This window comes from Mycobacterium sp. E3298 (assembly GCF_001666895.1).
Lineage (GTDB): Bacteria > Actinomycetota > Actinomycetes > Mycobacteriales > Mycobacteriaceae > Mycobacterium.
In genome coordinates this window covers 1-2080 of record NZ_LZJB01000169.1, presented here as the reverse complement: position 1 = coordinate 2080, position 2080 = coordinate 1, and the positions used below count along the sequence as shown (strand labels likewise).

The following is a 2080-nucleotide window of genomic DNA, read 5'->3' as shown; positions in this document are numbered from 1 at the left end:
CGGGGGCCAGGTCCGATGGCGTCAGGCCGCCGCCACCGCTGCGGACGTGACTGCAGATGCCGCTCAGCGCGTCGAACCACAATTCGCTCAGGCGGGCCACCTGGGCCTCGTCGAGCGCGGAGCGCGCCCAGGTCCAGTTGGCCTGCAGGAGCGGGCCGCCCGCGGTGTCCAGGGTGCCTGCGTTGAGTTCGACGGTGTGCGGCAACGGCATCGGCACCGCGGTCGCCGCGCCGGCGGACGCCAGGCTGTCCTGGTCGAGCCGCCACAGTTCGCTGGACAGGTCGCCGGCGCCGCCCAGCCGCCCGAGGTAGTTGAACCCGATCACCGGGTCCGACACGTCCAGTTCGACGTCGGGGTTCAGGTAGCGCAGCAGCCCGTAGGTCAGGCCGTCGGGCAGGGCGCGCAGCTGTTCCTTGGCGTCCTTGACCAGTGCCCCCAACTCCGCCTCACCCGCGACGACCTGCCCCCAGGACAACCCGCCGATCTGCAAGGCGACCGGGTACTTGGTGGTGAACCAGCCCACGGTGCGGGACAGGTCCACGTGCGGCCCCAACTCCTCTTGGCGGCCGTGGCCCTCGACGTCGATACCGATCGGTGCGCCGGTGCCCACGAACTGCGCCCAGGCCAACCCGAACGCGATCAGCAGGATGTCCTGCACGCCGGCGTGGAACGCCGCGGGCACCTCGCCCAGCAACAACCGGGTGGTGTCGGCGTCCAGCGACACCGACAGCTGTCCCGCACTGACGTAGGTGTCGATGTCGGGCCGCACCGACGGCAACGGGGCCGGGGTCGACGAGATCTGCCGCCACGCGTCGGCCGTCTCGGCGACCTCCGGTCGGCGCGCGTGCTCCGCCAGCAGCGACGACCACCGCGCGAACGACATGCCGGCCACCGGCAGCGCCACCGGCTGCCCGCTGTGGTGTTGAGCCCACGCGATGTTCAAGTCTTCCAACAGGATTCGCCATGACACGCCGTCGACGGCCAGGTGGTGGATGATCAGCGCCAGCTGGCCGGTACCGGGCACCCACACCGCGCGCAGCATCGCGCCGCTGGCCGGGTTCAGCTGCGCGACCGCCGTCGACAACGCCGCGTCGGACAGCGTCTCCACGGTGTGCACGCAACCGGCGGCGTCGACTTCGCCAACCTCGGACACCCGCAGCGACCAGCCACCCGCGCCGTCGTCGTCGACCCGCAGCCGTAGCATCGCGTGCCGATCCAGCAAAGCCTGCAGCACCAGTACGACGTCGGCTTCGCCGACCCCCGCCGGGGCCTGCACCACCATCGTCTGGTTGAACTGCTCGACCGGGCCGTCGACGCTGTGCAGCCAGCGCATGATCGGGGTCGCGATCACCGGCCCGATGCCCTCGTCGACCACGTCGTCGTCGGTGGCCAGCGAGGCCACCCGGGCCAGCCGGGCCACGCTCTGCTCGACGAAGATGTCGCGCGGGCGGCAGACGACGCCGGCCGCCCGGGCGCGGGCGACCACCTGCATCGACAGGATGCTGTCGCCGCCGAGGTCGAAGAACGAATCGTCGACGCCGACCCGCTCGACTCCGAGCACCTGGGCGTAGATGCCGGCCAGGATCTCCTCGATGGCGGAGCTCGGGGCGCGGTAGTGATCGGAGTCGGAGTATTCCGGCGCCGGCAGCGCGCGGGTGTCGAGTTTGCCGTTGACGGTCAGCGGCAGCGCCTCGAGCACCACCACCGCGGTGGGCACCATGTAGGTCGGCAGCCGCTCGCCGAGCTGATTGCGGATCTCGGCCGGGTCGGCGGTCCCGGTCACGTAGCCCACCAGGCGCTTGTCGCCGGGGCGGTCCTCGCGGGCGATCACGGCCGCCTCGTTGACGCCGTCCAGCGCGGCCAGGGCGGCGTGCACCTCGCCGAGCTCGATGCGGTACCCGCGGATCTTGACCTGCTCGTCGGCGCGGCCCATGTACTGCAGCTGGCCGTCGGCGCCCCAGCGCACCAGGTCGCCGGTGCGGTACATGCGCGCACCGGACCCGCCGAACGGGCACGCCACAAACCGGGTGGCGGACAGCCCGGACCGGCCCACATACCCGTACGCCAGGCCCCGGCCGGC

Annotated in this window: 1 protein-coding gene; it reads right to left on the bottom strand. The window is 72.1% G+C overall.

The window, feature by feature from the left end; all coding sequences use genetic code 11:
• Positions 1-2080, bottom strand: a 2080-nt coding sequence (locus A9X05_RS07815) for a condensation domain-containing protein (RefSeq protein ID WP_156736548.1), incomplete at both ends; no start/stop codon positions are given.